21 protein-coding genes and 1 tRNA gene are annotated in these 19,002 nt (G+C 65.8%); 12 read left to right on the plus strand and 10 right to left on the minus strand.

Going from position 1 to position 19,002, the window contains the following annotated elements; genetic code table 11:
* Nucleotides 1-16: 16 nt before the first annotated feature.
* The 4 genes from GPT34_RS03315 to GPT34_RS03330 are packed head-to-tail and all read left to right on the plus strand — an operon-like array spanning nt 17 to nt 4,303.
* The gene (locus GPT34_RS03315) at nt 17-1,204 is read left to right on the plus strand and encodes an FAD-dependent monooxygenase (protein WP_291009658.1); all 1,188 of its coding nucleotides are present in this window, start codon (nt 17-19) and stop codon (nt 1,202-1,204) included.
* Between the two features lie 53 nt (nt 1,205-1,257).
* Nucleotides 1,258-1,971: a DsbC family protein gene (locus GPT34_RS03320; protein WP_291009660.1), complete on the plus strand. Its 714-nt coding sequence runs from the start codon at nt 1,258-1,260 to the stop codon at nt 1,969-1,971.
* Between the two features lie 5 nt (nt 1,972-1,976).
* Entirely contained in the window at nt 1,977-2,462 is a 486-nt protein-coding gene (locus tag GPT34_RS03325) for a DUF3429 domain-containing protein (RefSeq protein WP_291009662.1), read from the plus strand.
* Nucleotides 2,463-2,473: 11 nt separating this feature from the next.
* Complete coding sequence (locus GPT34_RS03330) at nt 2,474-4,303, plus strand: peptidase M61 (protein ID WP_291009664.1); 1,830 nt, start codon at nt 2,474-2,476, stop codon at nt 4,301-4,303.
* Between the two features lie 15 nt (nt 4,304-4,318).
* Here GPT34_RS03330 and paaK read toward each other — a convergent pair whose 3' ends face one another.
* Genes paaK through GPT34_RS03345 form a run of 3 tightly spaced genes read right to left on the minus strand, consistent with a single transcriptional unit; the run spans nt 4,319 to nt 6,863 of the window.
* Nucleotides 4,319-5,614 carry a phenylacetate--CoA ligase PaaK gene (gene paaK / locus GPT34_RS03335; RefSeq protein WP_291009666.1) on the minus strand — a complete coding sequence of 432 codons (1,296 nt, stop codon included), beginning with the start codon at nt 5,612-5,614 and terminating at the stop codon, nt 4,319-4,321.
* The gene (gene paaI, locus GPT34_RS03340) at nt 5,611-6,054 is read right to left on the minus strand and encodes a hydroxyphenylacetyl-CoA thioesterase PaaI (protein ID WP_291009668.1); all 444 of its coding nucleotides are present in this window, start codon (nt 6,052-6,054) and stop codon (nt 5,611-5,613) included. The genes paaK and paaI overlap by 4 nt, the downstream gene beginning before the upstream one ends.
* A gap of 2 nt (nt 6,055-6,056) precedes the next feature.
* Nucleotides 6,057-6,863 carry an enoyl-CoA hydratase-related protein gene (locus tag GPT34_RS03345; protein ID WP_291009670.1) on the minus strand — a complete coding sequence of 269 codons (807 nt, stop codon included), beginning with the start codon at nt 6,861-6,863 and terminating at the stop codon, nt 6,057-6,059.
* A 153-nt stretch (nt 6,864-7,016) separates the two neighbouring features.
* Between GPT34_RS03345 and GPT34_RS03350 the strand changes: the two genes are divergently transcribed.
* From GPT34_RS03350 to GPT34_RS03365, 4 genes are all read left to right on the plus strand, one after another.
* A complete protein-coding gene (locus GPT34_RS03350; RefSeq protein ID WP_291009672.1) occupies nt 7,017-7,805 on the plus strand; it encodes an enoyl-CoA hydratase in 789 nt (262 codons plus the stop codon).
* Nucleotides 7,806-7,958: 153 nt separating this feature from the next.
* A complete protein-coding gene (locus tag GPT34_RS03355) occupies nt 7,959-8,381 on the plus strand; it encodes a high-potential iron-sulfur protein (RefSeq protein WP_291009674.1) in 423 nt (140 codons plus the stop codon).
* A 56-nt stretch (nt 8,382-8,437) separates the two neighbouring features.
* Nucleotides 8,438-8,514: transfer RNA gene (locus GPT34_RS03360), tRNA-Met, on the plus strand.
* A 90-nt stretch (nt 8,515-8,604) separates the two neighbouring features.
* On the plus strand, nt 8,605-9,165 hold the full coding sequence (locus GPT34_RS03365) for a YaeQ family protein (protein WP_291009676.1): 561 nt from the start codon (nt 8,605-8,607) through the stop codon (nt 9,163-9,165).
* 30 nt (nt 9,166-9,195) lie between these two features.
* Here GPT34_RS03365 and GPT34_RS03370 read toward each other — a convergent pair whose 3' ends face one another.
* Genes GPT34_RS03370 through GPT34_RS03385 form a run of 4 tightly spaced genes read right to left on the minus strand, consistent with a single transcriptional unit; the run spans nt 9,196 to nt 13,243 of the window.
* A complete protein-coding gene (locus GPT34_RS03370) occupies nt 9,196-9,801 on the minus strand; it encodes a carboxymuconolactone decarboxylase family protein (protein ID WP_291009678.1) in 606 nt (201 codons plus the stop codon).
* A gap of 31 nt (nt 9,802-9,832) precedes the next feature.
* Nucleotides 9,833-11,140, minus strand: a complete 1,308-nt coding sequence (locus GPT34_RS03375; RefSeq protein ID WP_291009680.1) for a DASH family cryptochrome — start codon at nt 11,138-11,140, stop codon at nt 9,833-9,835.
* Nucleotides 11,140-12,669, minus strand: coding sequence for a deoxyribodipyrimidine photo-lyase/cryptochrome family protein (locus tag GPT34_RS03380; RefSeq protein ID WP_291009682.1), 1,530 nt, complete (start codon nt 12,667-12,669; stop codon nt 11,140-11,142). The genes GPT34_RS03375 and GPT34_RS03380 overlap by 1 nt, the downstream gene beginning before the upstream one ends.
* 13 nt (nt 12,670-12,682) lie before the next feature.
* Entirely contained in the window at nt 12,683-13,243 is a 561-nt protein-coding gene (locus tag GPT34_RS03385; RefSeq protein ID WP_291009684.1) for a lipocalin family protein, read from the minus strand.
* 118 nt (nt 13,244-13,361) lie between these two features.
* Here GPT34_RS03385 and GPT34_RS03390 point away from each other — a divergent pair, with 118 nt between their 5' ends.
* From GPT34_RS03390 to miaB, 3 genes are all read left to right on the plus strand, one after another.
* Nucleotides 13,362-13,694 carry a hypothetical protein gene (locus GPT34_RS03390; protein ID WP_291009686.1) on the plus strand — a complete coding sequence of 111 codons (333 nt, stop codon included), beginning with the start codon at nt 13,362-13,364 and terminating at the stop codon, nt 13,692-13,694.
* Between the two features lie 106 nt (nt 13,695-13,800).
* Nucleotides 13,801-14,166: a hypothetical protein gene (locus tag GPT34_RS03395; protein ID WP_291009688.1), complete on the plus strand. Its 366-nt coding sequence runs from the start codon at nt 13,801-13,803 to the stop codon at nt 14,164-14,166.
* Between the two features lie 92 nt (nt 14,167-14,258).
* Nucleotides 14,259-15,611: a tRNA (N6-isopentenyl adenosine(37)-C2)-methylthiotransferase MiaB gene (miaB, locus tag GPT34_RS03400; RefSeq protein WP_291009690.1), complete on the plus strand. Its 1,353-nt coding sequence runs from the start codon at nt 14,259-14,261 to the stop codon at nt 15,609-15,611.
* A gap of 24 nt (nt 15,612-15,635) precedes the next feature.
* On the opposite strand, the gene GPT34_RS03405 is transcribed toward miaB, so the two are convergent.
* The 3 genes from GPT34_RS03405 to ffh all read right to left on the minus strand — a co-directional run bounded on the left by GPT34_RS03405 (nt 15,636) and on the right by ffh (nt 18,038).
* Nucleotides 15,636-15,872, minus strand: a complete 237-nt coding sequence (locus tag GPT34_RS03405) for a hypothetical protein (RefSeq protein ID WP_291009692.1) — start codon at nt 15,870-15,872, stop codon at nt 15,636-15,638.
* Between the two features lie 128 nt (nt 15,873-16,000).
* Nucleotides 16,001-16,621: a hypothetical protein gene (locus tag GPT34_RS03410; protein ID WP_291009694.1), complete on the minus strand. Its 621-nt coding sequence runs from the start codon at nt 16,619-16,621 to the stop codon at nt 16,001-16,003.
* Nucleotides 16,622-16,667: 46 nt separating this feature from the next.
* Nucleotides 16,668-18,038 (minus strand): signal recognition particle protein, encoded by a 1,371-nt coding sequence (gene ffh, locus GPT34_RS03415; RefSeq protein WP_291009696.1) that lies wholly within the window; start codon nt 18,036-18,038, stop codon nt 16,668-16,670.
* 162 nt (nt 18,039-18,200) lie between these two features.
* On the opposite strand from ffh, the gene ccsA reads away from it, so the two are divergent.
* Nucleotides 18,201-19,001 (plus strand): cytochrome c biogenesis protein CcsA, encoded by an 801-nt coding sequence (gene ccsA, locus GPT34_RS03420; protein ID WP_291009698.1) that lies wholly within the window; start codon nt 18,201-18,203, stop codon nt 18,999-19,001.
* The last annotated feature ends 1 nt before the right edge of the window (nt 19,002 follow it).

Raw genomic sequence — 19,002 nt, forward strand, 5'->3', positions numbered from 1 at the left:
TCCTAGAATCCCTCTCATGGCAAGCGTTTCCACTCCCCCGACTGGCCGCCGGCGTTTTGACGTGGCGGTGCGCGGCGGCGGCGTGGTGGGCCAGACCCTGGCCCTGCTGCTGGCGCGCGACCGGCTGCGTGTGGCTCTGGTCAGTCCGCCGCGCGCTGCGTCCGCCAGCAACGATGTGCGCGCCTATGCGATCAACGCCGCGTCGCGCGAGTTGCTGCGCTCGGTGCGCGCCTGGCCCGAAGGCCAGCCCACCGACCTGGCCCACCTCCTCCCCGAGTCCGCCACCCCGGTCGTCACCCCGGTGACCGCCATGGACGTGCGGGGCGACGACGGTGGCCGGCTGCAATTCTCGGCGGCCGAACAAGGCACGCCGGCACTGAGCTGGATCGTCGACGTGCCCGCCCTGGAGCAGCGTCTGGCCCACGCGGTGCACTTCCAGGGCAGCGTCGAGTGCCTGAGCGAAGCGCCCCCGGCCGCGCTTACCGTGATCTGCGAAGGCAAGCGCAGCGCCACCCGCGACGAGCTGGGTCTCACGTTTGCCGTGCGCCCCTATCCCCATAAGGCGGTGGCTGCACGCCTGAGCTGCGGTCAGCCACACGGCGGTGTGGCCAGGCAATGGTTTGCGCAAGGCGAGGTGATGGCACTGCTGCCGCTGGAAGGCGAGCTGGGGAACTCGGTAGCCCTGGTGTGGTCAGTCCCTGCGCAACAGGCCGATGACTGGTTGGCCGGCGACCCTCAGGCACTGGCCCAGGCGGTGCAGGCACGTTGCGGTAACGCATTGGGTGACATGCAATTGACGAATCCCGCCCAGGCCTGGCCCCTGGAACGCTCGAACGCACACCGCTGGGTGACCCGCACGCCCGGCGGCGGCGTGGCGCTGGCCGGTGACGCAGCGCACGCCATGCACCCGCTGGCGGGGCAAGGCCTCAACGTGGGCCTGGCCGATGTCGCCGAGCTGGCGCGCGTGATCCACGAGCGCGAATATTGGCGCGAACTCGGCGACCTGAAGCTGCTGCGGCGCTACGAGCGAGCCCGTCAGGCCGATGCACACACCATGGGCTGGCTCACCGACAGTCTGTTTGGGCTGTTTGCGTTGCCCGACACGCGGGTGCAGGCCCTGCGCAACTGGGGCCTGCGCAGCGTGGACCGGCTGGGCCCGCTCAAACACTGGCTGGCCCGACAGGCCATGGGGCAAGTCGGCTGACGCCGGTCCGCCGTCACCTTTCTCTTTTCACCTTCAGGCCTCAGGGCATTTCTATGACATTTTTCAAGACCACCCTCTTCGCCGTACTGACCGCCCTGACCCTGGGCGCGTGGGCGCAGGAAGCGACGATCCGCAAGAACCTGGCCGAGCGCCTGCCCAACCTGCCCAAGATCGACGAAATCAGCAAGACGCCGATGCCCGGACTGTTTGAAGTGCGCTTCAACGGCACCGATCTGTTCTACACCGATGCCCAGGGCAATTTCCTGCTCCAGGGTTCGCTGATCGACACCCGCTCGCGCGTGGACCTCACCGAGCAGCGGGTTAACAAGCTCACTGCTATCGCCTTTGACGATCTGCCCATCAAAGACGCGTTCACCCTGGTGCGCGGCAATGGCAAGCGCAAGATGGCGGTATTCGAAGACCCCAACTGCGGCTACTGCAAACGGTTCGAGCGCGATCTGGCCACCATCGACAACGTCACCGTGCACCTATTCCTCTACCCGATCCTGGGTGCCGATTCGGTGGAGAAGTCGCGCAACATCTGGTGTGCCAAAGACAAAGGCAAGGCTTGGACTGACTGGATGGTGAAGGACATCACGCCAGCCGCGGCCGAGTGCAACACCGCAGCGCTGGAGCGCAATGTGGAATTCGGCCGCAAGGCCCGCATCACCGGTACGCCGACCATCATCTTTGCCGACGGCTCGCGCGTGCCCGGCGCCATCCCGGCCGACCGCATTGAAAAATTCCTCACCGAAGCCAAGCCCTGACCAGCGTGTCGAGCTCAGCGACGCCCCCCAACACGCTGGACGACGTCCAGGACCAGGATTTGATCAAGGTCCTGGGCTACGCCGGTCTGATTCCATTCACCGGCCTGGCGCTGCTGCTGTGGGTGGTTGACGCCAACCTGCAGGCCTGGGTGGCCATGGCTTTGTCGGCCTACGCCGCGCTCATCGCCTCTTTCCTCGGCGGTGTGCACTGGGGCCTGGGCTGGCTCGGTGGACAACGCCCGCAGAGCGGCGCACCGCACCGCCAGCGCAACCATTTCCTCTGGGGCATCACGCTTTCGCTGCTCGCCTGGCCCGGCGTGCTGATGCCACCCTTTGCCGGCCTGGCCTGGCTGGGTTTTGTGCTGGTGCTGAGCTACCTGGCCGACCGCACGCTCTATGCAAGGGCCGGCCTGCAGCGCTGGCTCACGCTGCGCTTTCGCCTGTCCACCGTGGCTGCCCTGAGCTGCTTCATCGGCGCCGGCGCTTTGTAGATCGGACCCCCATGCCCACCGCCCAGCCTCGTATCGCCCGCAAAGCTTTGTCCGCCACACCGGCGATCCACTACAGGGTGCAGGTGAAGAACACGCTCAGCCACCTGTTCGAAGTCACGCTCACCGTGGCAAAACCGGCAGCACGCCAGCGCGTGCGCCTGCCAGTGTGGATTCCAGGCAGCTACCTGGTGCGCGAGTTCGCCCAGCACCTGCAACACCTGCGCGCCCTGCAAGGTGGCGAGCCGGTGCCGCTCAAGCAGATCGACAAACACACCTGGGAGGCACAAGCCGACCCCAAGGCGCCGCTCACCTTCACCTGCGAAATCTACGCCTTCGACGCCTCGGTGCGCACCGCGTTTCTCGACAGCACGCGCGGCTTCTTCAACGCCACCAGCCTGTGCCTGCGCGTGTTCGGGCAGGACGGCGTGCCGCACGTGCTCGAGGTGAGCGCACACAACTTGCCTACCGGCTGGCAGCTGGCCACCGGCCTCACACCACAACAGGTGGACGCCGCCGGCTTCGGCACCTACCTTGCCGCCGACTACGACGAACTCGCCGACTGCCCGGTTGAGCTCGGTACCTTCTGGCGCGGCGAGTTCACTGCACGCGGTGTGCCTCACCGTTTCGTCATCAGCGGCGCCGGCGGCTGGTTCGACGGCGAACGCCTGCTGACCGACACCCAGCGCATCTGCGAGGCGCAGATCGATTTCTGGCACGGTACCAGCGGAAAAGCACCCTTCGAAAACTACTTCTTCATGCTGCACGCCAGCGGCGAGGGCTATGGCGGGCTGGAGCACCGCAATTCCACGGCGCTGGTCTGCATCCGAGCGGATTTACCGAAAGCACTGCCTCCGGGCGGTAAGCCTGCTCCCCTCAAAGCCACCGACGGCTACACCACACTGCTGGGTCTGATCAGCCACGAGTATTTCCACACCTGGAACGTCAAGCGCCTGCGCCCGGCCGAGTTCAAGCGCTACGACTACGACCGCGAGAACCACACCGAGCTGCTGTGGTTCTTCGAAGGCTTCACCAGCTACTACGACGACCTATTCCTGCGCCGGGCCGGCCTGATCGACGACACCACCTACCTGCACCTCGTCACCAAGACGGTCAACCAGGTGGCTCAGACGCCGGGGCAACGCGTGCAAAGCGTGGCCCAGGCCAGTTTCGACGCCTGGCTCAAGTACTACCGCATCCAGGAGAACACGCCCAACGCCACGGTGAGCTACTACACCAAGGGCGCGCTGGTGGCCCTGTGCCTGGACCTCACGCTGCGCGCCGAAGGCCGTGGCACGCTGGACGACGTGATGCGCGAGCTCTGGCAGCGCTGCGCGGGTGGGCCGGTGCGCGAGCTGGACGTGGCGCGCGCGCTCAAGCGCGTCGGCGGCCGGCCCTTCGACAGCGAGTTGCTGCATTGGGTGCACGGCACGGCCGACCTGCCGGTGTTGAAGCTGCTGGAACAGGCCGGCACCCAGGTGAGGCACGACAAGGCGCCGCTGGCACAACAGCTGGGGCTGCGCGTGTCCGAGACCAACGGTCTGTCGCTCAAGAACGTGTTGCGCGGTGGTGCGGCCGAGGCCGCCGGCATGGCCGCCGGCGACGAATGGCTGGGCGTGGAATTCAAACCGCCGAAGCGCGGCCAGAGCGCCGAGGCCTGGCGCATCAGCAAGCTCGACGAGGTGAACACTTTACGCGGCCAGCGCCAACAACTCACCGCCCTGATCTCGCGTGACAAGCGCCTGCTGCGCTGCCCTCTGACATGGCCCGAGCCCACGCAGGCGGTCAAGCTGGGCGTGGGTGACGCGGGCCTGCTGGCCCGCTGGCTGGGCCAGCCACGCTGATCTGCTGCGGGCGCGTCAGCGCCGGCGCAAATCCACCACCCGCTTGGCCTTGCCCTGGCTGCGCTCCACGCCGCCTTCGGGCTTGAGCTCCACCAGCACACTGCTGCCTACGAACACCTTGATCTCGTGCTGCAGCTGCTTGGCGGCGGCGCGCGCTTCAATGCTTTCAGGCGAGAGCCCCGGGCGCGTTTCCACCACCACGCTCAGGTTGTCCATCGGCCCTTCGCGCGTGAGCACGCACTGGTAGTGCGCGCTGAGCTCGGGGCGCTTCAGGATCAGCTCCTCGATCTGGGTCGGGAACACGTTGACGCCGCGCACGATCATCATGTCGTCGCTGCGGCCGGTGATCTTTTCCATGCGGCGCATGGTGCGCGCCGTGCCCGGCAGCAGGCGCGTCAGGTCGCGCGTGCGGTAACGGATGATGGGCAGCGCTTCCTTGGTCAGGCTGGTGAACACCAGCTCACCCATCTCGCCGTCTGCCACCGGTTCCCCGGTGTCGGGATCGATGATCTCGGGGTAGAAATGGTCTTCCCAGATGGTCGGGCCGTCCTTGGTCTCCACACACTCGTTGGCCACGCCTGGGCCCATCACTTCCGACAGGCCGTAGATGTCGACAGCGTCGATGCCCATGCGCGCTTCGATGGCAGTTCGCATGTCGTTGGTCCAGGGCTCAGCGCCGAAGATGCCGATGCGCATGCTGCTCTGGCGCGGATCGAGCCCCAGGCGTTCGAACTCGTCGGCGATCGCAAGCATGTAGCTGGGCGTGACCATGATGATGTCGGGACGGAAATCCTGCATGAGCTGCACCTGGCGCTCGGTCTGCCCACCACCAAACGGCACCACGGTGAGCCCCAGCTTTTCGGCGCCGTAGTGCGCACCCAAGCCACCGGTAAACAGGCCGTAGCCATAGCTCACGTGCACCAGGTCGCCGGGCCGCGCGCCGCTGGCGCGGATGCTGCGCGCCACCACCGTGGCCCAGGTGTCGATGTCCTTCAGGGTGTAGCCCACCACGGTCGGCTTGCCGGTGGTGCCGCTGCTGGCGTGGATGCGTGCGCATTGCTCGCGCGGCACCGCAAACATTCCAAACGGATAGCTGTCGCGCAGGTCCTTCTTGGTGGTGAACGGAAAATTCGCCAGGTCGGCGAGCGTTCGGCAATCGTCCGGGTGCACACCCGCCTCGTCGAACTTGGTTCGGTAGACCGGCGAGTTCAGATAGGCATGGCGCAGTGTGGCTTGCAGGCGCTTGAGCTGCAGGCCGCGCAATTCGTCGATGCTGGCCTTCTCGATCGGCTCCAGGGGAAAGTGGTTCATGAGGGGACCTCTGCAACTGGGAACACGGTGCCAGGAATCTGCGCGCTCTTGCCGCGGAACATCGCCACCACCTCACCGCGCTGGTTGACGACCTTCATGTCGTACACGCCGTGGCGGCCTTGCAGCATTTGCTCGACACCTTCGCAGGTGAGCACATCACCATCGTGCGCGGGCTTCAGAAACTCGATGCTGCAGCCGGCAGCCACGGTGTTGCGGTTGTGGCTATTGCAGGCGAAAGCGAAGGTGGAATCGGCCAGGGTGAAGATGAAGCCACCGTGGCAGATCTGGTGGCCGTTGAGGTGCAGTGGCCGTACAGCCATGCGCATCACCGCGCGGCCCGGCGCCACGGAAACCAGCTCCATGCCCAGGGTGTCCTTGCTCGCCACATCGTTGGCAAACATCACCTCACCAACGCGTGCAGCGATTTGATCGGGAGTCATGTTCATGCGCCCTTGAATTGGGGTGGTCGTTTTTCGAGAAACGCCGTCACACCTTCGATGTAATCGTGGGTCGCGCCCAGGGTCGACTGGGTGTCGCGCTCGACATCGAGGTGCTCGTTCAGACTGCGCGTGCTGGCGTCGCGCAACAGGGCGCGCGTGGCCACCAGGGCCTTGGTCGGCATGGCGGCCAGCTTGTTTGCCAGCGCCAGGGCGGCGGTCACCGGGTCGTCGGCCACGTCCCAGATCAAGCCCCATTCCTTGGCTTGCGAGGCCGGTAGCTTGTCGCCCGTCATGGCCAGTGCCATGGCGCGCGCCAGCCCTAGGCGCTCCACCAGCAACCAGCTGCCACCGGCATCGGGGATCAAACCAATCTTGCTGAAGGCCTGCACAAAACTAGCGCCAGGCGCGGCGATCGCGATGTCGCAGGCCATCGCCAGTGAGGCGCCAGCGCCCGCCGCCACGCCGTTCACCGCGACCACGATGGGCACACTCAAGCTCTGGATCCGGCGCGTGGTGGGGTTGAACGCCTGCTCGATCACCGGGCCGGGATCGGCGCGCTCCAGCTGATTCGGCCCAGGCGTGAAGTCCAGCTCGGACAAGTCGAGACCCGCACAAAAACCGCGACCTGCACCAGTGAGCACGATGGCACGGATGCTGGCATCGGCCTCGGCGCGGTCAAAAGCGCGCCACAGCTCCGCGTGCATGGCGCGCGTGAAGCTGTTGAGGGCGCCAGGGCGGTTGAGGGTGATCAAGGCAACGGCCTCACGTTGCTCAAACAGCACGGTGGCTTCCGCGGTGGCGGTGGTCATGGAATCGGGTCTCCTCGGGTGGGCGGGTGGCGCGGGCCACACACCGTTTTTTCTCAATTTACCATTAACCAACCAAGCGGTCGGTGAATGTTTTCCCGGATGGGCCACCGCTATAGTGGGTGGCAGTTTGATCGCAACCACCCGAGGACCGCCATGACCAACACCCCCACCCCAGAACTCATCACCGTGCACACCGAAGGCCGCGTGGGCATCGTCACGCTCAACCGCCCCAAGCAGCTCAACGCGCTCAACGACCAGCTCATGACCGAGCTGGGCGCGGCGCTCAAGGCATTCGACGGCGACGACGGCATCGGCTGCATGATTGTGACGGGCAGTGAGAAAGCGTTTGCCGCTGGTGCCGACATCGGTGCCATGGCGACCTACGAATTCGCTGACGTCTACAAGAACGACTACATCACCCGCAACTGGGAAACCATCCGCGGTGTCCGCAAGCCGGTGATCGCTGCGGTCAGCGGCTTCGCTCTGGGTGGCGGCTGCGAGCTGGCCATGATGTGTGACTTCATCATCGCCGCCGACAACGCCAAATTCGGACAACCCGAGATCAAGCTGGGCATCATCCCCGGCGCAGGGGGCACCCAGCGCCTGCCACTGGCGGTGGGCAAGGCCAAGGCCATGGACCTGGTGCTGACCGGCCGCATGATGGACGCCACCGAGGCCGAGCGAGCCGGCCTGGTGAGCCGCGTGGTGCCGCTGGACAAGCTGATGGACGAAACCCTGGCCGCCGCCCTTACGATTTGCGACTACTCGCTCATCAGCGTGATGGCTGCCAAGGAGTCGGTGAACCGCGCGTTTGAAGGCGGATTGTCCGACGGAGTGATGTTCGAGCGGCGCCTGTTCCACGCCATGTTCGCCACCGCTGACCAGAAGGAAGGCATGGACGCCTTCGTGAACAAGCGCAAGCCCACGTTCCGACACGCCTGAGCCCGCGCCGCCAGGCGGCGTGAGGCGCTCGGCATTAACAAGTGCTCACAATCGCGGTGCCTCGCTGGGGCTATAACCGAAAAGACAACTGTTTCAAGCCTGCTTCCATCTGTCGAAGCCCAGGCCGAAGCCCAACCCCAAGGAGATCCTGCCATGACCAACCGCCGCCGATTCATCATGATGGTGCCCCTCACGGGCGCCGCCCTGGCTGCCGCCTGTTCGGAAAAAGCACCCGCACCCGAAGCCGCACCCGTTGCGCCAGCTCCGGTGGCGCCCGCACCCGCCCCTATGGCCGCGCCGGAACCGGCCGCTGCGCCCGCAACGGCTGCCCCGGCCGCGGCCGCTGGTCCCATGGTCGATGAGGCCGAGCCGACCGCCATGGCCCTGGGTTATGTGTCCGACGCGGCCCGCGTGGACAAGGTCAAACACCCCAACTTTGTCGAAGGCTCGGCTTGCGCCAACTGTGTCCTGTATCAGGGCGCGGCGGGCAGCGAAAGTGGTCCGTGCCCGCTGTTCGCAGGCAAGCAGGTCAGCGCCCAGGGGTGGTGTGCGTCTTACGCCAAGAAGCCCAGCTGAGCGCAACGCTGGCGGCAGAAAACCGCACCAAGCTTGGTCTATAATGCCCGTCTTCCGGCGATATAGCTCAGTTGGTTAGAGCGCAGCATTCATAATGCTGATGTCGGTGGTTCAAGTCCACCTATCGCCACCAGATTCAAGAAGCGAACTCCGGCAACGGCGTTCGCTTTTTTGTTGCCTGCATCCTTTTGCCGGATGCGCCCATCGCTGCCTCTTGCCTCGCATGGCCCTCAAATCCACCATCTTCAAAGCGAATCTGCAGATCGCCGACATCGATCACAGCTACTACGCCGACCACGCGCTCACCCTGGCCCGCCACCCCAGCGAGACCGATGAACGCATGATGGTCCGCCTGGTGGCGCTGGCGATCCACGCCCACGAGCTGGTCGACACCTGCGGCGGCGACGGCACCCTGGCCTTTGGCGCTGGCCTGTCCGATCCCGACGATCCCGACGTGTCGCTGACCGATTACACCGGTCGCAAACGGATCTGGATCGAGGTCGGACAACCCGAAGACAAGCCGCTGGCCAAGGCCTGCAGCAAGGCCGACGCGGTGTTTGTTTACGCGTTTGCATCGGCGGCCGACGTGTGGTGGCGCGGGATGGAGAGCAAGGTCTCTCGCCTGGAGAAGCTGCAGGCCTGGCGCCTGCCCAGCGAAGCCGCGCCCGCGCTGGCCGCATTGGCCGAGCGAAGCATGCAGCTGCAGGCGACGATTCAAGAAGGTGAGCTCACACTGTCCAGTACGCAAGGCAGCGTGCACATCGTGCCGCTGCGCTGGAAATAGGCCCGGACGCGCCGGGCGGCAACCGCCTGCTCAAGCCCCCTCTTCGCCGCCGTGTTTGCCGGGCCGCCAACCCTGCGCACCCAGCACAGCAGACGCCAGCGCGCTCGGCACCGCTTCCAGCGGCGTCGCCATGGTGTCGTTCCAGCGGTTGAGAAACGCAAACATCGCCACCACGCCCAGCAGCTCCACGATCTCGCCATCGCTCCAGTGCCGCTGCAGCTCGGCAAACTGGCTATCGGTCACCGCATTGGGCTGGGACGCGGCAGCCAGCGCAAAGTCCAGCGCCAGGCGCTCGCGCTCGGTGTAGTGCAGACTGCTGGCGTAGGTCCAGATGTCTGCCAGCTTAGCTTCGCTGACACCAAAATTCTGGGCACCGAGCAGCGTGTGAGCCTGGCAATACAGGCAGCCTGAGGCCTGGCTGACCACGTGGCCCACGAGGCGGCGAAAGCCCAGGTCGACCTCGCCCTCGGGATCCATCACCGCGGCATTCATGACCGCCAGCGCCTGCGCCAGCTTGGGTTTGCGCTGCATGGTCAGCACACTGTTGGGCGTGAAGCCCAGGGTGCCCAGGAAAAAGTCAAAGTGAGGCTGCAACTCGGGCGTGGTCTCAGGCGGCAGCGGATGCAATCGGGCCATGGTGTCTCCTTTGCCGCGATTGTGATCCCGCTCACTGCCACATGGCCTGGTAAACCCCGTCGGGATCGTGCTGCTGCGCCTGCCTGGCTACGTCAAACGCCCGCCCGCCGCGCGGATCGGTGCCGCGCCCAGCGATGTACAGCCAGTTGCCGGTGTTGCTGTGCACATCCAAGTCCAGCAACTGCGATTCAAACCACGCCGCGCCAGCGCGCCAGTCGCCTCCCAGGCCATGCATCCAGTGGCTGGCCACGATCTGGCGCATGCGGTTGGACAAGAAGCCGGTGTGGTGCAGCTCGCGCATGCCTGCGTCCACCAGCGGCTCGCCGGTTTCGCCGGCGCACCAGTGCGCGAACTTCATGTCGTTGTGCATGGGCGCGCGGTGTTCAGGCCGGCTCGACAGGCCCTGCGCGCGGTAGAGGCGGCGGCCGTGTTTGCGGTGCATGAAGCGGAAATGGTCGCGCCACAGCAGCTCGAACCACAGCCAGTAGCTGCCTTCGTTGGCACCGCGCTCCGCCTCAAAGGTTCGCAGGGATGCCAGCGCGGCGCGGGGCGACAGCGCACCACTGGCCAGCCAGGGTGACCACTTGCTGGAGAAGTCGTTTCCCTGCAGCTGGTTGCGGGTAATCTTGTAGGTGTGGGGCAGATCTCGCGCCAGGTACTGCGCCAGGTGGGCAAGGGCCGCGGTTTCGCCGCCGTGCCAGGCGGCTTGGCCGTAAGGGAAAGACGATCGGGCATCGATGGCACCCGGTGGCAATGCCTCAGGTTCCGACCACGGTGGCGGGCACGCCAGCGCCTCAGGCCAAGGCGGGCAGCGCGTGGGCGCCGGCAGCGGCTCGTGCGCCCGCACGCCAGCGTGTTCCACACCCTGGCGAAACGCGGTGAACACATCGGGCACCGCGTGTGTCTCCCACGGCAGGTCCGCAGGATCGAGCAGGCTGGACTGCCAGACCGTCTGCACCGCCAGCCCCTTCGCTTCAAGAGCAGCCACCTCGGCCTGCTCATCCGGCGCCGCGATGTCCTCGGCCACCAGTCCCACGGCGCCCACCGAGCGCGCCAGATCGATCAACACCTGAGGCGACGGGTCGCGCAGCACCAGCAGACCGCTGCCCATCGCCTGCAGCGACCGGCTCAGATCGGCCAGCGCCTGATTCAGAAAGGCCTGGCGGTGGACGCCCGCGCGCGGAATGCCCCAGGGCGAGTCGCCGGACCAGCGGTCGCCCGCCCACCAAATCGGCAACCACGCCAAGCCCTCGCGCTCGGCGCGCCCCAGTGAAGCATGGAGCGCCGCGTTGTCGTGCAGGCGCAGATCGTGGCGAAACCAGTGCAGGACCGCCGGCATCAGAACAGGCTCTGTTGCGCCGCTTCTGCGGCCGAGCGCGTGCGCCCGGTCTGCTCAGCGGCCCGCGAGCGCGAGCCGTGGCGACGCACGATGTCGGCCTCGCCGGCTTTCACCTCGGGCAGGGCGCGGCGCTGGTGCAGGCGCGTCTTGGCCTCGCGCGTGGCGTACTCCAGATCCACCACGGGCAGCGGCCAGTCCAGCCCTAAGCGCACGCCACACCTCGCCTGCACACTCGGGGGCATGCGCCAGGGCTCCAGGAGCCAGGCATCGGGCACGCGGCGCAACACCGGCAACCAGCGGCGTACGAAGTGCCCCTGCGGATCATGGTCCTTCGCCTGCTTGATCGGGTTGTAGACGCGGGTGGTGTTGATACCGGTGGTGCCCGACTGCATCTGCAGTTGGCTCCAGTGAATGCCGGGCTCGTAGTCGAGAAACTGCCGCGCCAGCCATTCGCCTACTGGCCGCCAGTGCAGCCACAGCGGGTACGCCGCCACCGACACCAGCATGGCGCGCATGCGGAAGTTGACCCAGCCGGTCTCGCGCAACATGGCCACGCAAGCGTCGACCAGCGGCCAGCCGGTGCGGCCTTCGGTGAGCGCGGCGAAGTGCGCAGGGTTGAAGTGATCCTCGCGCAAGCCGTCATAGCCGCGGTGAAGGTTGCGCCACTCCAGCTCGGGCTCGTCTTCCAGCTTCTGAATGAAGTGGCAATGCCAGGCGAGCCGGCTCACAAAGGCTTCCAGGCCCAGCCGATGGTGGCGCGCCTCTGGCGGCAGGGCGGCCAGGCGCTCGCGCGTGGCCCGCACCACCTCGCGCAGGCTCAGGCATCCATGTGCGAGGTAAGGCGAGAGACGTGAGCAGGCGGTGGGTGCCGACAGCGGCGAGGAAATGCCGCCCCGGTAACTCTGGCTGCGCTCGTTGAGAAAATCGTGCAGCACTTCCGCCGCGAGCACGCGCCCACCGCGCTGGCGTTGCGGTGGGTCCTGGTCGCTGAGTCCCAGCCCGGCAGCATCAGGCATTTCCGACTCGGCCCAGGGCAGAGACACCATTTGCAGTCGCTTGGGCGCCAAGGCCTGCGGCGCCCGCACATGGGCTTCCCAGCGCCGCGCCCAGCCATCGCGACTGCGCAGGCGCCGCACCACACCAAACTGCGGCCACTCGGTCCAGATCACGCCCCGCTCACGACACCAGCGCTGCACCGCCTGATCGCGCAGGTAAGTCACGCCGTTGCCGGTTTCTTCGTGGGAATGGAGGTGCTCAAACGGCTGGGCCAGCAGGAGCTGCTCCAGTACCTCGGTCACTTCGCCGGAGACCACCGTCAGCCGCGCGCCGAGGGCTTTCAGTGATTGGTCCAGGTCGCACAGGCTCTCACAAACAAAGTGCAGGTGCTGCGTGGCGGCGTCTGGCTGCTGCCACACACTGGGCTCGAATACATACAGACACAGCACCGGCCCACGCGCAGCCGCAGCGGCCAGCGCCGCGTGGTCCTGAACGCGCAGGTCGCGCTTGAACCAGACCACGCTGAGCGCCATGGCCGGCTCCAGATCAACGCGGAAGCGGCGAGTGATCGACCCAGATCAGCTCCGCCGTGTTCACGCCGGCCTGAGCCGCTTGGGCCAGCAGGCGTTCACGCACTCCAGGTGGCAGGTGCGCCTCGCGCGACAAGATCCAGAGGTAACCCAGATCAGGGCCGATCACCATCGCCCAGCGGTAACCCGGGTCGAGCGCGATCACGTGGTAACCGCCGTAAAACGGGCCAAAAAACGAGACCTTGAGCGAGCCGGTGTTGGCGTCGCCGGTGAACACCGCGCGGCCTTCGGCCTCGCTCCATTCGCCCTTCTCGGCGTTGTAGCCGCGGTTGATCACCTTCACGCTGCCGTCGTCATTCAGGCTGTAGTTGGCGCTCACCCGGCTCAGGCCGCGTTCAAACCGGTGGTCCAGCCGAGCCACCTCCAGCCAGGATCCCAGGTAGCGGTTGACATCAAACGGCGTGACCACGCTGACGCCGGCAGGTGGCGCGCTGGAACAGCCAGCCAGCAGGGCGCCAGACGCCAGCAAAAGAAGCGCCAGCGTGTGGCGCAAACGGTCGAGCAAAGGTGTTTGCATGTGCAAATTCCTGAAAACTGGGACACCGGGAAGGCGAGAGCTATTTGTCTTGGACAAACTGCACACTTGGTTTTATCATGATTCATCGCTGTCACACCGCTTCGGCCCATTGCCTGCCATGTCCTGGTTCAACACCCTGCCCGGTTTCCAGAAGTCGCCCGCCGGCCTGGAACGCCACATCCTGCGTCTCCTGCCCCGCATCCTGTGGGTCGGCACGGCGCTGGCCGCCCTGCTGGCGGGGGTAATGCGCCTGTTGCCCTGGAGTGGCAGCGAAGTGGAAGTGGCCACGCGCATCACCACGGCGGACATCTACCTCATCAGCCTGGTGATCTTCCACTGGACTGCAGTGCTCACCGTGGCCATTGGTGCCTTCATCGTGCTCGTGATGAAAGGCCCGGCCTATGTGGCCGACGCCTATCCATTGCCTGACGCCGACCGCCCGGCTCCCTGATTCGCGCGAGCGTCAAACAACCAAAGGTCTGCCACCGATGGGCGTGCGACAATTTCGGTCTCAGCCTGACCCGCCGGGTCGCCCCACCAGCCTCTGGACACACACCATGAACCGCTGCTCCTCACACCCGCCCCGCCGCCACCTGATCACAGCCGCCCTGCTGCTGTCGTTTACCGGCACCGCCCTGGCCCAGGACGCGACGCCTCGCACCTTTCCAGAAAGCGCCCTGCGCGGCACCCTGGTCGTGCTGCAACCACCCGAGATCACCATGGACGGACGGCCCGCCCGCCTGTCCCCTGGCTCCCGCATCCGCGGCGCCAACAGCATGATGGTCTTGTCAGCCACGCTGGTGAACCAGGAACTCACGGTCAACTACACGCTGGAGCCCACCGGTTTGGTGCACGACGTGTGGATCCTGACGCCTGCCGAAGCTAGGCTCAAGCGCCCGCTCGCCAGCGACCGCAACTTCTGAGCGCGGGCGCCCACCGCGCCCTCACCGCCGCCACCGCCCGCATCCTGCGGGCCTCGTGCCTTGTGCACCGCCTGCCAAACGCCGTCCGCCCCATGAGCAAAAAAGTCTTCATCAAAACCTTTGGCTGCCAGATGAACGAGTACGACTCGGACAAGATGGCCGACGTCATGCACGCCGCACAGGGCTACGAGCCAACGCAAGACGTCAACGAGGCCGACCTGATCCTGTTCAACACCTGCTCGGTGCGCGAGAAGGCGCAGGAGAAGGTGTTTTCCGACCTGGGACGCGTGCAACACCTGAAGAAAAAAGGCGTGCTGATCGGCGTGGGTGGCTGCGTGGCCAGCCAGGAAGGCGCCGAGATCATCAAGCGCGCGCCCTATGTGGACGTGGTGTTTGGTCCACAGACGCTGCACCGCCTGCCCGAGCTGCTGAACGCGCGCACCCAGTTATCGAAGCCGCAGGTCGACATCAGCTTTCCCGAGATCGAAAAATTCGACCACCTGCCGCCGGCGCGCGTCGATGGCGCCAGTGCCTTCGTGTCCATCATGGAAGGCTGCAGCAAGTACTGCAGCTACTGCGTCGTGCCTTACACGCGCGGCGAAGAGGTGAGCCGCCCGTTTGACGACGTGCTGGTGGAGATCGCCGGACTGGCAGACCAGGGCGTTCGCGAGGTCAATCTGCTAGGTCAGAACGTGAACGCCTACCGCGGCCCCATGGGCGACAGTGGCGAAATCGCCGACTTCGCCCTGCTGCTCGAATACGTGGCTGACCTTCCCGGCATCGAGCGCATCCGCTACACCACCAGCCACCCCAACGAATTCACACCACGCCTGATCGAGGCCTACGCCAAGATTCCGAAACTGGTGAACCACCTGCACCTGCCGGTGCAGCACGGCTCAGACCGGATCCTCATGGCGATGAAGCGCGGCTACACCGCCATGGAATACAAGAGCACGGTGCGCAAGCTGCGCGCCATCCGGCCCGACCTGCAGATGAGCAGCGACTTCATCGTCGGTTTCCCCGGCGAGACAGAAGACGACTTCGGCAAGATGATGAAGCTGATCGACGATGTGGGCTTCGACATCAGCTTCTCGTTTATCTTCAGCCCGCGCCCCGGCACGCCAGCCGCCAACCTGCCCGACGACACGCCACACGCCATCAAGCTCAAGCGGCTGCAGCATCTGCAGTCCACAATCGAAGCCAACGTGAAGGGCATCAGCGCCAGCCGTCAGGACACGGTGCAGCGCATCCTGGTCGAAGGCCCCTCACGCAAGTCCAGTGCCGAAGTGCCTGAACTCATGGGCCGCACCGAATGCAACCGCGTGGTGAATTTCCCGGCCGGGCCGAACGCTGCGCGTCTGGTGGGCCAGATGATCGACGTGCGCATCACCAGCACCCAGGCGCACTCGCTGCGCGGCGAGGTGGTGGTGAACGAGCCGGCCTGAGCCGGCCCGCCTTTCACCGATTGCTCAGAGGCCGAGCAGCTTTTTGGCGTCTGCCAGCGCCTTCATCGAGGCGGTGTGGTCACCGGCCTTGTGAAGTCGTTCGCCATCGGCCCGCAGGGTCGTGACCTGAACCTTGGCGTCTGCGGTCATCGCTGGTTGGGTAGCTAGCTTGGCATCAATCGCCTTCATCTCACCGGGGCAGCCGTGCGCGATGGCTGCGCCAGAGAACAACACGGTCAGGCCAATCATCAAGTTCTTCATGGGAGGGGATCCTTCAGCACAGAAAAACGCCAGAACATGCTGGCTTTTGCATCCTGCGCCGAACAATGGCTCGCCACACGGCTGAGTACAGGTTCCCGTGCGTGGCGCGGGGTTTTGGCTGGCGCTGTTCAGCGGCGATCAAGGTAACGCGCGTCTGACCAGGTGGCGAGCCACTGCGGGACAAAGGCAACAAAGATGGTGGCGAACATGCCGGTCAGGAACGCATCGCCCCAGGCCATCAGCCAGCGACCCACCAGCGCCTGCTCCATGGCTGGCGCACCGGCCAGGCGGTGCAGCATCTCCATCATGACCCCCGACAGGAACACGGCGGCGGCAGTGCCCATGAATGCTCGGCCCAGGGTGTAGATGAACAGGTTGGCCGGCAGCCAGCGGCGCAACAAGGCGCCAATGCCGAGCGCCAGTGTGGCCGGCACCAGGCCCACCCAGAGCCATTGCGACACCACTGCGGACAGCTCCGCTTGCCCCAGCACCCAAACCGCCATGGCCACCCCTGCGAGCACCAACACCGCCAGTGGCCAGCCCAGCATGAGCACCAGCAGGCAGGCGCCGGAGAGCTGCACCTGAAGACCTGGTGGCAGGGTTTGCGGCAACAGCCACAGCCCGGGGAGCAGCACCAAAGCAGCGAGCGTCGGGGTGAGCAAGGCGCCGGGTAGCATGCGCCAAGGTCGCAGCCACAGCGCCACGACCAGCGCGATCAGTGAGAGGGCAAGTTCGATGCCGAGCAGCATGGTGCCCCAGTATGGGCGGGGCGAGAGGCTGCGGGCTTGACTTCGGTCAACCCATGCCGGGCAGCTTCGGCATGCCTTTCATGCCGCCCATCTTCTTCATCATCTTCATCAGGCCGCCGCCCTTCATCTGCTTCATCATGCCCTGCATCTGTTCAAACTCTTTGAGCAGGCGGTTGACTTCCTGCACATGCACGCCCGCGCCGTTGGCGATGCGGCGCTTGCGGGTGGCCTTGATGATTTCGGGCTTGCGCCGCTCCTTGAGCGTCATGCTGCAGATGATGCCTTCTTTGCGAGCAATGTCTTTCTCAGCCTTACCCATGTCCATCTGGCCCGCCTTGGCCGAGAGCGCGCTGGGCAGCTTGTCCATCAGGCTGGAGAGGCCGCCCATCTGCTTCATCTGGCGGATCTGCTCCAGAAAATCATTGAGGTCGAAGCCCGCGCCACTCTTGACCTTGGCCGCCAGCTTCTGCGCTGAGGCCATGTCCACCCCCGCCGTGACCTGCTCGACCAGCGCCAGGATGTCGCCCATGCCCAGGATGCGGCCGGCGTGACGCTCGGCATCAAACACCTCCAGCCCGTCGATCTTCTCGGAGACACCTGCAAACTTGATCGGCGCGCCGGTGACCGCGCGCACCGAAAGCGCCGCACCACCGCGCGAATCGCCGTCGGTCTTGGTCAGCACGATGCCGGTGAGCGGCAAGGCATCGCTGAAGGCCTTCGCGGTGTTGATCGCGTCTTGGCCCTGCATGGCGTCCACCACAAACAGGGTCTCCACCGGTTTCAGGATCGTGTGCAGCTCCTGGATTTCGCGCATCAGCGCCTCGTCGATCGCGAGGCGACCGGCAGTGTCCACCAACAGCACGTCGAAGAAATGTTTTTTGGCGTAGTCGATGGCCGCGCGAGCAATGTCAGACGGCTTCTGATCGGGCGTGCTGGGGAACCACTCGGCGCCAGCCTGCGCGGTCACCGTCTTGAGCTGCTCGATCGCGGCCGGCCGGTAAACGTCGCCCGAGACGGTAAGCACCTTTTTCTTGCGTTTCTCGATCAGGTGTTTGGCCAGCTTGGCGGTGGTGGTGGTCTTTCCCGCCCCTTGCAGGCCAGCCATCAGGATCACGGCCGGCGGCTGGGCGGCGAGGTTGATGTCGGCCACGCCCTCGCCCATGGTGGCGGCCAGTTCGCGATTGACTATGGCCACCAGCGCCTGACCGGGCGTGAGCGAGCCTACGACGGCCTGGCCCAGCGCTTTCTCTTTCACCCGCGCGATGAAGTCGCGCACCACCGGCAGGGCCACGTCGGCCTCCAGCAGCGCCATGCGCACCTCCCGCAGCATGTCGGTGACATTGGTTTCGGTGATGCGGGCTTGCCCCCGCATCTCTTTGACGATACGGGAGAGTCGGTCGGAAAGGGCTGATGCCATGGTGCGCTCGGGTGGGTGCTGGGCGATGGGGCGGGAAAACCGGCACACCAGCCCGGCGGGCGGCCCGGTCTTCAAGCGGACAAGCCCGTTAAACTGTGATCTCAATTTTAGCGGCGCCCCTGCGCCCTCCCCTTACGCCTGCATCGCGCCCACCACGCACCGATGAACCTGCTGCCCGCCCTCATGACGAATCCGCCCGCGGCCTTGCTGTCCGCGGTGGCGGCATTGGCCTATGCGGTGCTCGCGTGGGCTTACCCTCGGTTGAGCGCTGCGCAGACGCGCACCCTGCTCGCCATCGCCTGGCTGCTGCACCTGCTGGTGCTGACGATCGGGCTCACTGACCACCCGGTGCGCTTTGGTTTTGGGCCTGCGCTCTCGGTCACCGCGTGGCTGGTTTTCACGGTGTACTTGATCGAAAGTCGGCTGTTTCCCCAGCTGCGCGCCCGCTGGCCGCTGGCGGTGTTGGGCACGTTGGCCATCCTGCTCGCGTTGCTGTTTCCAGGCGCCACCCATCCGACCCTGCCTTCGGGCTGGCTGCCAGTGCACTGGGCACTGGGTATCGCGTCCTACGGCCTGATCGGAGTGGCAGTGGTGCACGCCTGGATGATGCAACGGGCCGAAAAAGCGATGCGGCTGGGCACGGCCTCAGAGTCGAGCATGCCACTACTCACCCTGGAGCGCCTGACCTTCCGCTTCGTGGGTGCCGGTTTCGTGCTGCTCAGCGCCACCCTGGTCGCCGGCTGGTGGTTCTCAGAGGTCTTCAACAACCGGTTCGACTGGAACCACAAGACCGTCTTCACCGTGTTGTCGTGGATCACCATGGGCGCGCTGCTATGGGGTCGCTGGCGCCTGGGCTGGCGCGGCCGCACCGCCATCCGGACCCTGTACCTGAGTGCTGGCTTCCTGTTGCTGGGCTACGTGGGCTCGCGCTTCGTGCTCGAAGTGGTGCTCGGACGCAGCTGAC

This window comes from Hydrogenophaga sp., assembly GCF_011390835.1.
Classification (GTDB): Bacteria; Pseudomonadota; Gammaproteobacteria; order Burkholderiales; family Burkholderiaceae_C; genus Hydrogenophaga.

What these genes read in the sequence shown, in the direction of transcription:
- GPT34_RS03315 (WP_291009658.1), top strand. Translation starts at nt 17, where the DNA reads ATGGCAAGCGTTTCCACTCCCCCGACTGGCCGCCGGCGTTTTGACGTG.
- GPT34_RS03320 (WP_291009660.1), top strand. Translation starts at nt 1,258, where the DNA reads ATGACATTTTTCAAGACCACCCTCTTCGCCGTACTGACCGCCCTGACC.
- GPT34_RS03330 (WP_291009664.1), top strand. Translation starts at nt 2,474, where the DNA reads ATGCCCACCGCCCAGCCTCGTATCGCCCGCAAAGCTTTGTCCGCCACA.
- paaK (WP_291009666.1), bottom strand. Translation starts at nt 5,614, where the DNA reads ATGAACCACTTTCCCCTGGAGCCGATCGAGAAGGCCAGCATCGACGAA.
- paaI (WP_291009668.1), bottom strand. Translation starts at nt 6,054, where the DNA reads ATGACTCCCGATCAAATCGCTGCACGCGTTGGTGAGGTGATGTTTGCC.
- GPT34_RS03345 (WP_291009670.1), bottom strand. Translation starts at nt 6,863, where the DNA reads ATGACCACCGCCACCGCGGAAGCCACCGTGCTGTTTGAGCAACGTGAG.
- GPT34_RS03350 (WP_291009672.1), top strand. Translation starts at nt 7,017, where the DNA reads ATGACCAACACCCCCACCCCAGAACTCATCACCGTGCACACCGAAGGC.
- GPT34_RS03355 (WP_291009674.1), top strand. Translation starts at nt 7,959, where the DNA reads ATGACCAACCGCCGCCGATTCATCATGATGGTGCCCCTCACGGGCGCC.
- GPT34_RS03365 (WP_291009676.1), top strand. Translation starts at nt 8,605, where the DNA reads ATGGCCCTCAAATCCACCATCTTCAAAGCGAATCTGCAGATCGCCGAC.
- GPT34_RS03370 (WP_291009678.1), bottom strand. Translation starts at nt 9,801, where the DNA reads ATGGCCCGATTGCATCCGCTGCCGCCTGAGACCACGCCCGAGTTGCAG.
- GPT34_RS03375 (WP_291009680.1), bottom strand. Translation starts at nt 11,140, where the DNA reads ATGCCGGCGGTCCTGCACTGGTTTCGCCACGATCTGCGCCTGCACGAC.
- GPT34_RS03380 (WP_291009682.1), bottom strand. Translation starts at nt 12,669, where the DNA reads ATGGCGCTCAGCGTGGTCTGGTTCAAGCGCGACCTGCGCGTTCAGGAC.
- GPT34_RS03385 (WP_291009684.1), bottom strand. Translation starts at nt 13,243, where the DNA reads ATGCAAACACCTTTGCTCGACCGTTTGCGCCACACGCTGGCGCTTCTT.
- GPT34_RS03390 (WP_291009686.1), top strand. Translation starts at nt 13,362, where the DNA reads ATGTCCTGGTTCAACACCCTGCCCGGTTTCCAGAAGTCGCCCGCCGGC.
- GPT34_RS03395 (WP_291009688.1), top strand. Translation starts at nt 13,801, where the DNA reads ATGAACCGCTGCTCCTCACACCCGCCCCGCCGCCACCTGATCACAGCC.
- miaB (WP_291009690.1), top strand. Translation starts at nt 14,259, where the DNA reads ATGAGCAAAAAAGTCTTCATCAAAACCTTTGGCTGCCAGATGAACGAG.
- GPT34_RS03405 (WP_291009692.1), bottom strand. Translation starts at nt 15,872, where the DNA reads ATGAAGAACTTGATGATTGGCCTGACCGTGTTGTTCTCTGGCGCAGCC.
- GPT34_RS03410 (WP_291009694.1), bottom strand. Translation starts at nt 16,621, where the DNA reads ATGCTGCTCGGCATCGAACTTGCCCTCTCACTGATCGCGCTGGTCGTG.
- ffh (WP_291009696.1), bottom strand. Translation starts at nt 18,038, where the DNA reads ATGGCATCAGCCCTTTCCGACCGACTCTCCCGTATCGTCAAAGAGATG.
- ccsA (WP_291009698.1), top strand. Translation starts at nt 18,201, where the DNA reads ATGAACCTGCTGCCCGCCCTCATGACGAATCCGCCCGCGGCCTTGCTG.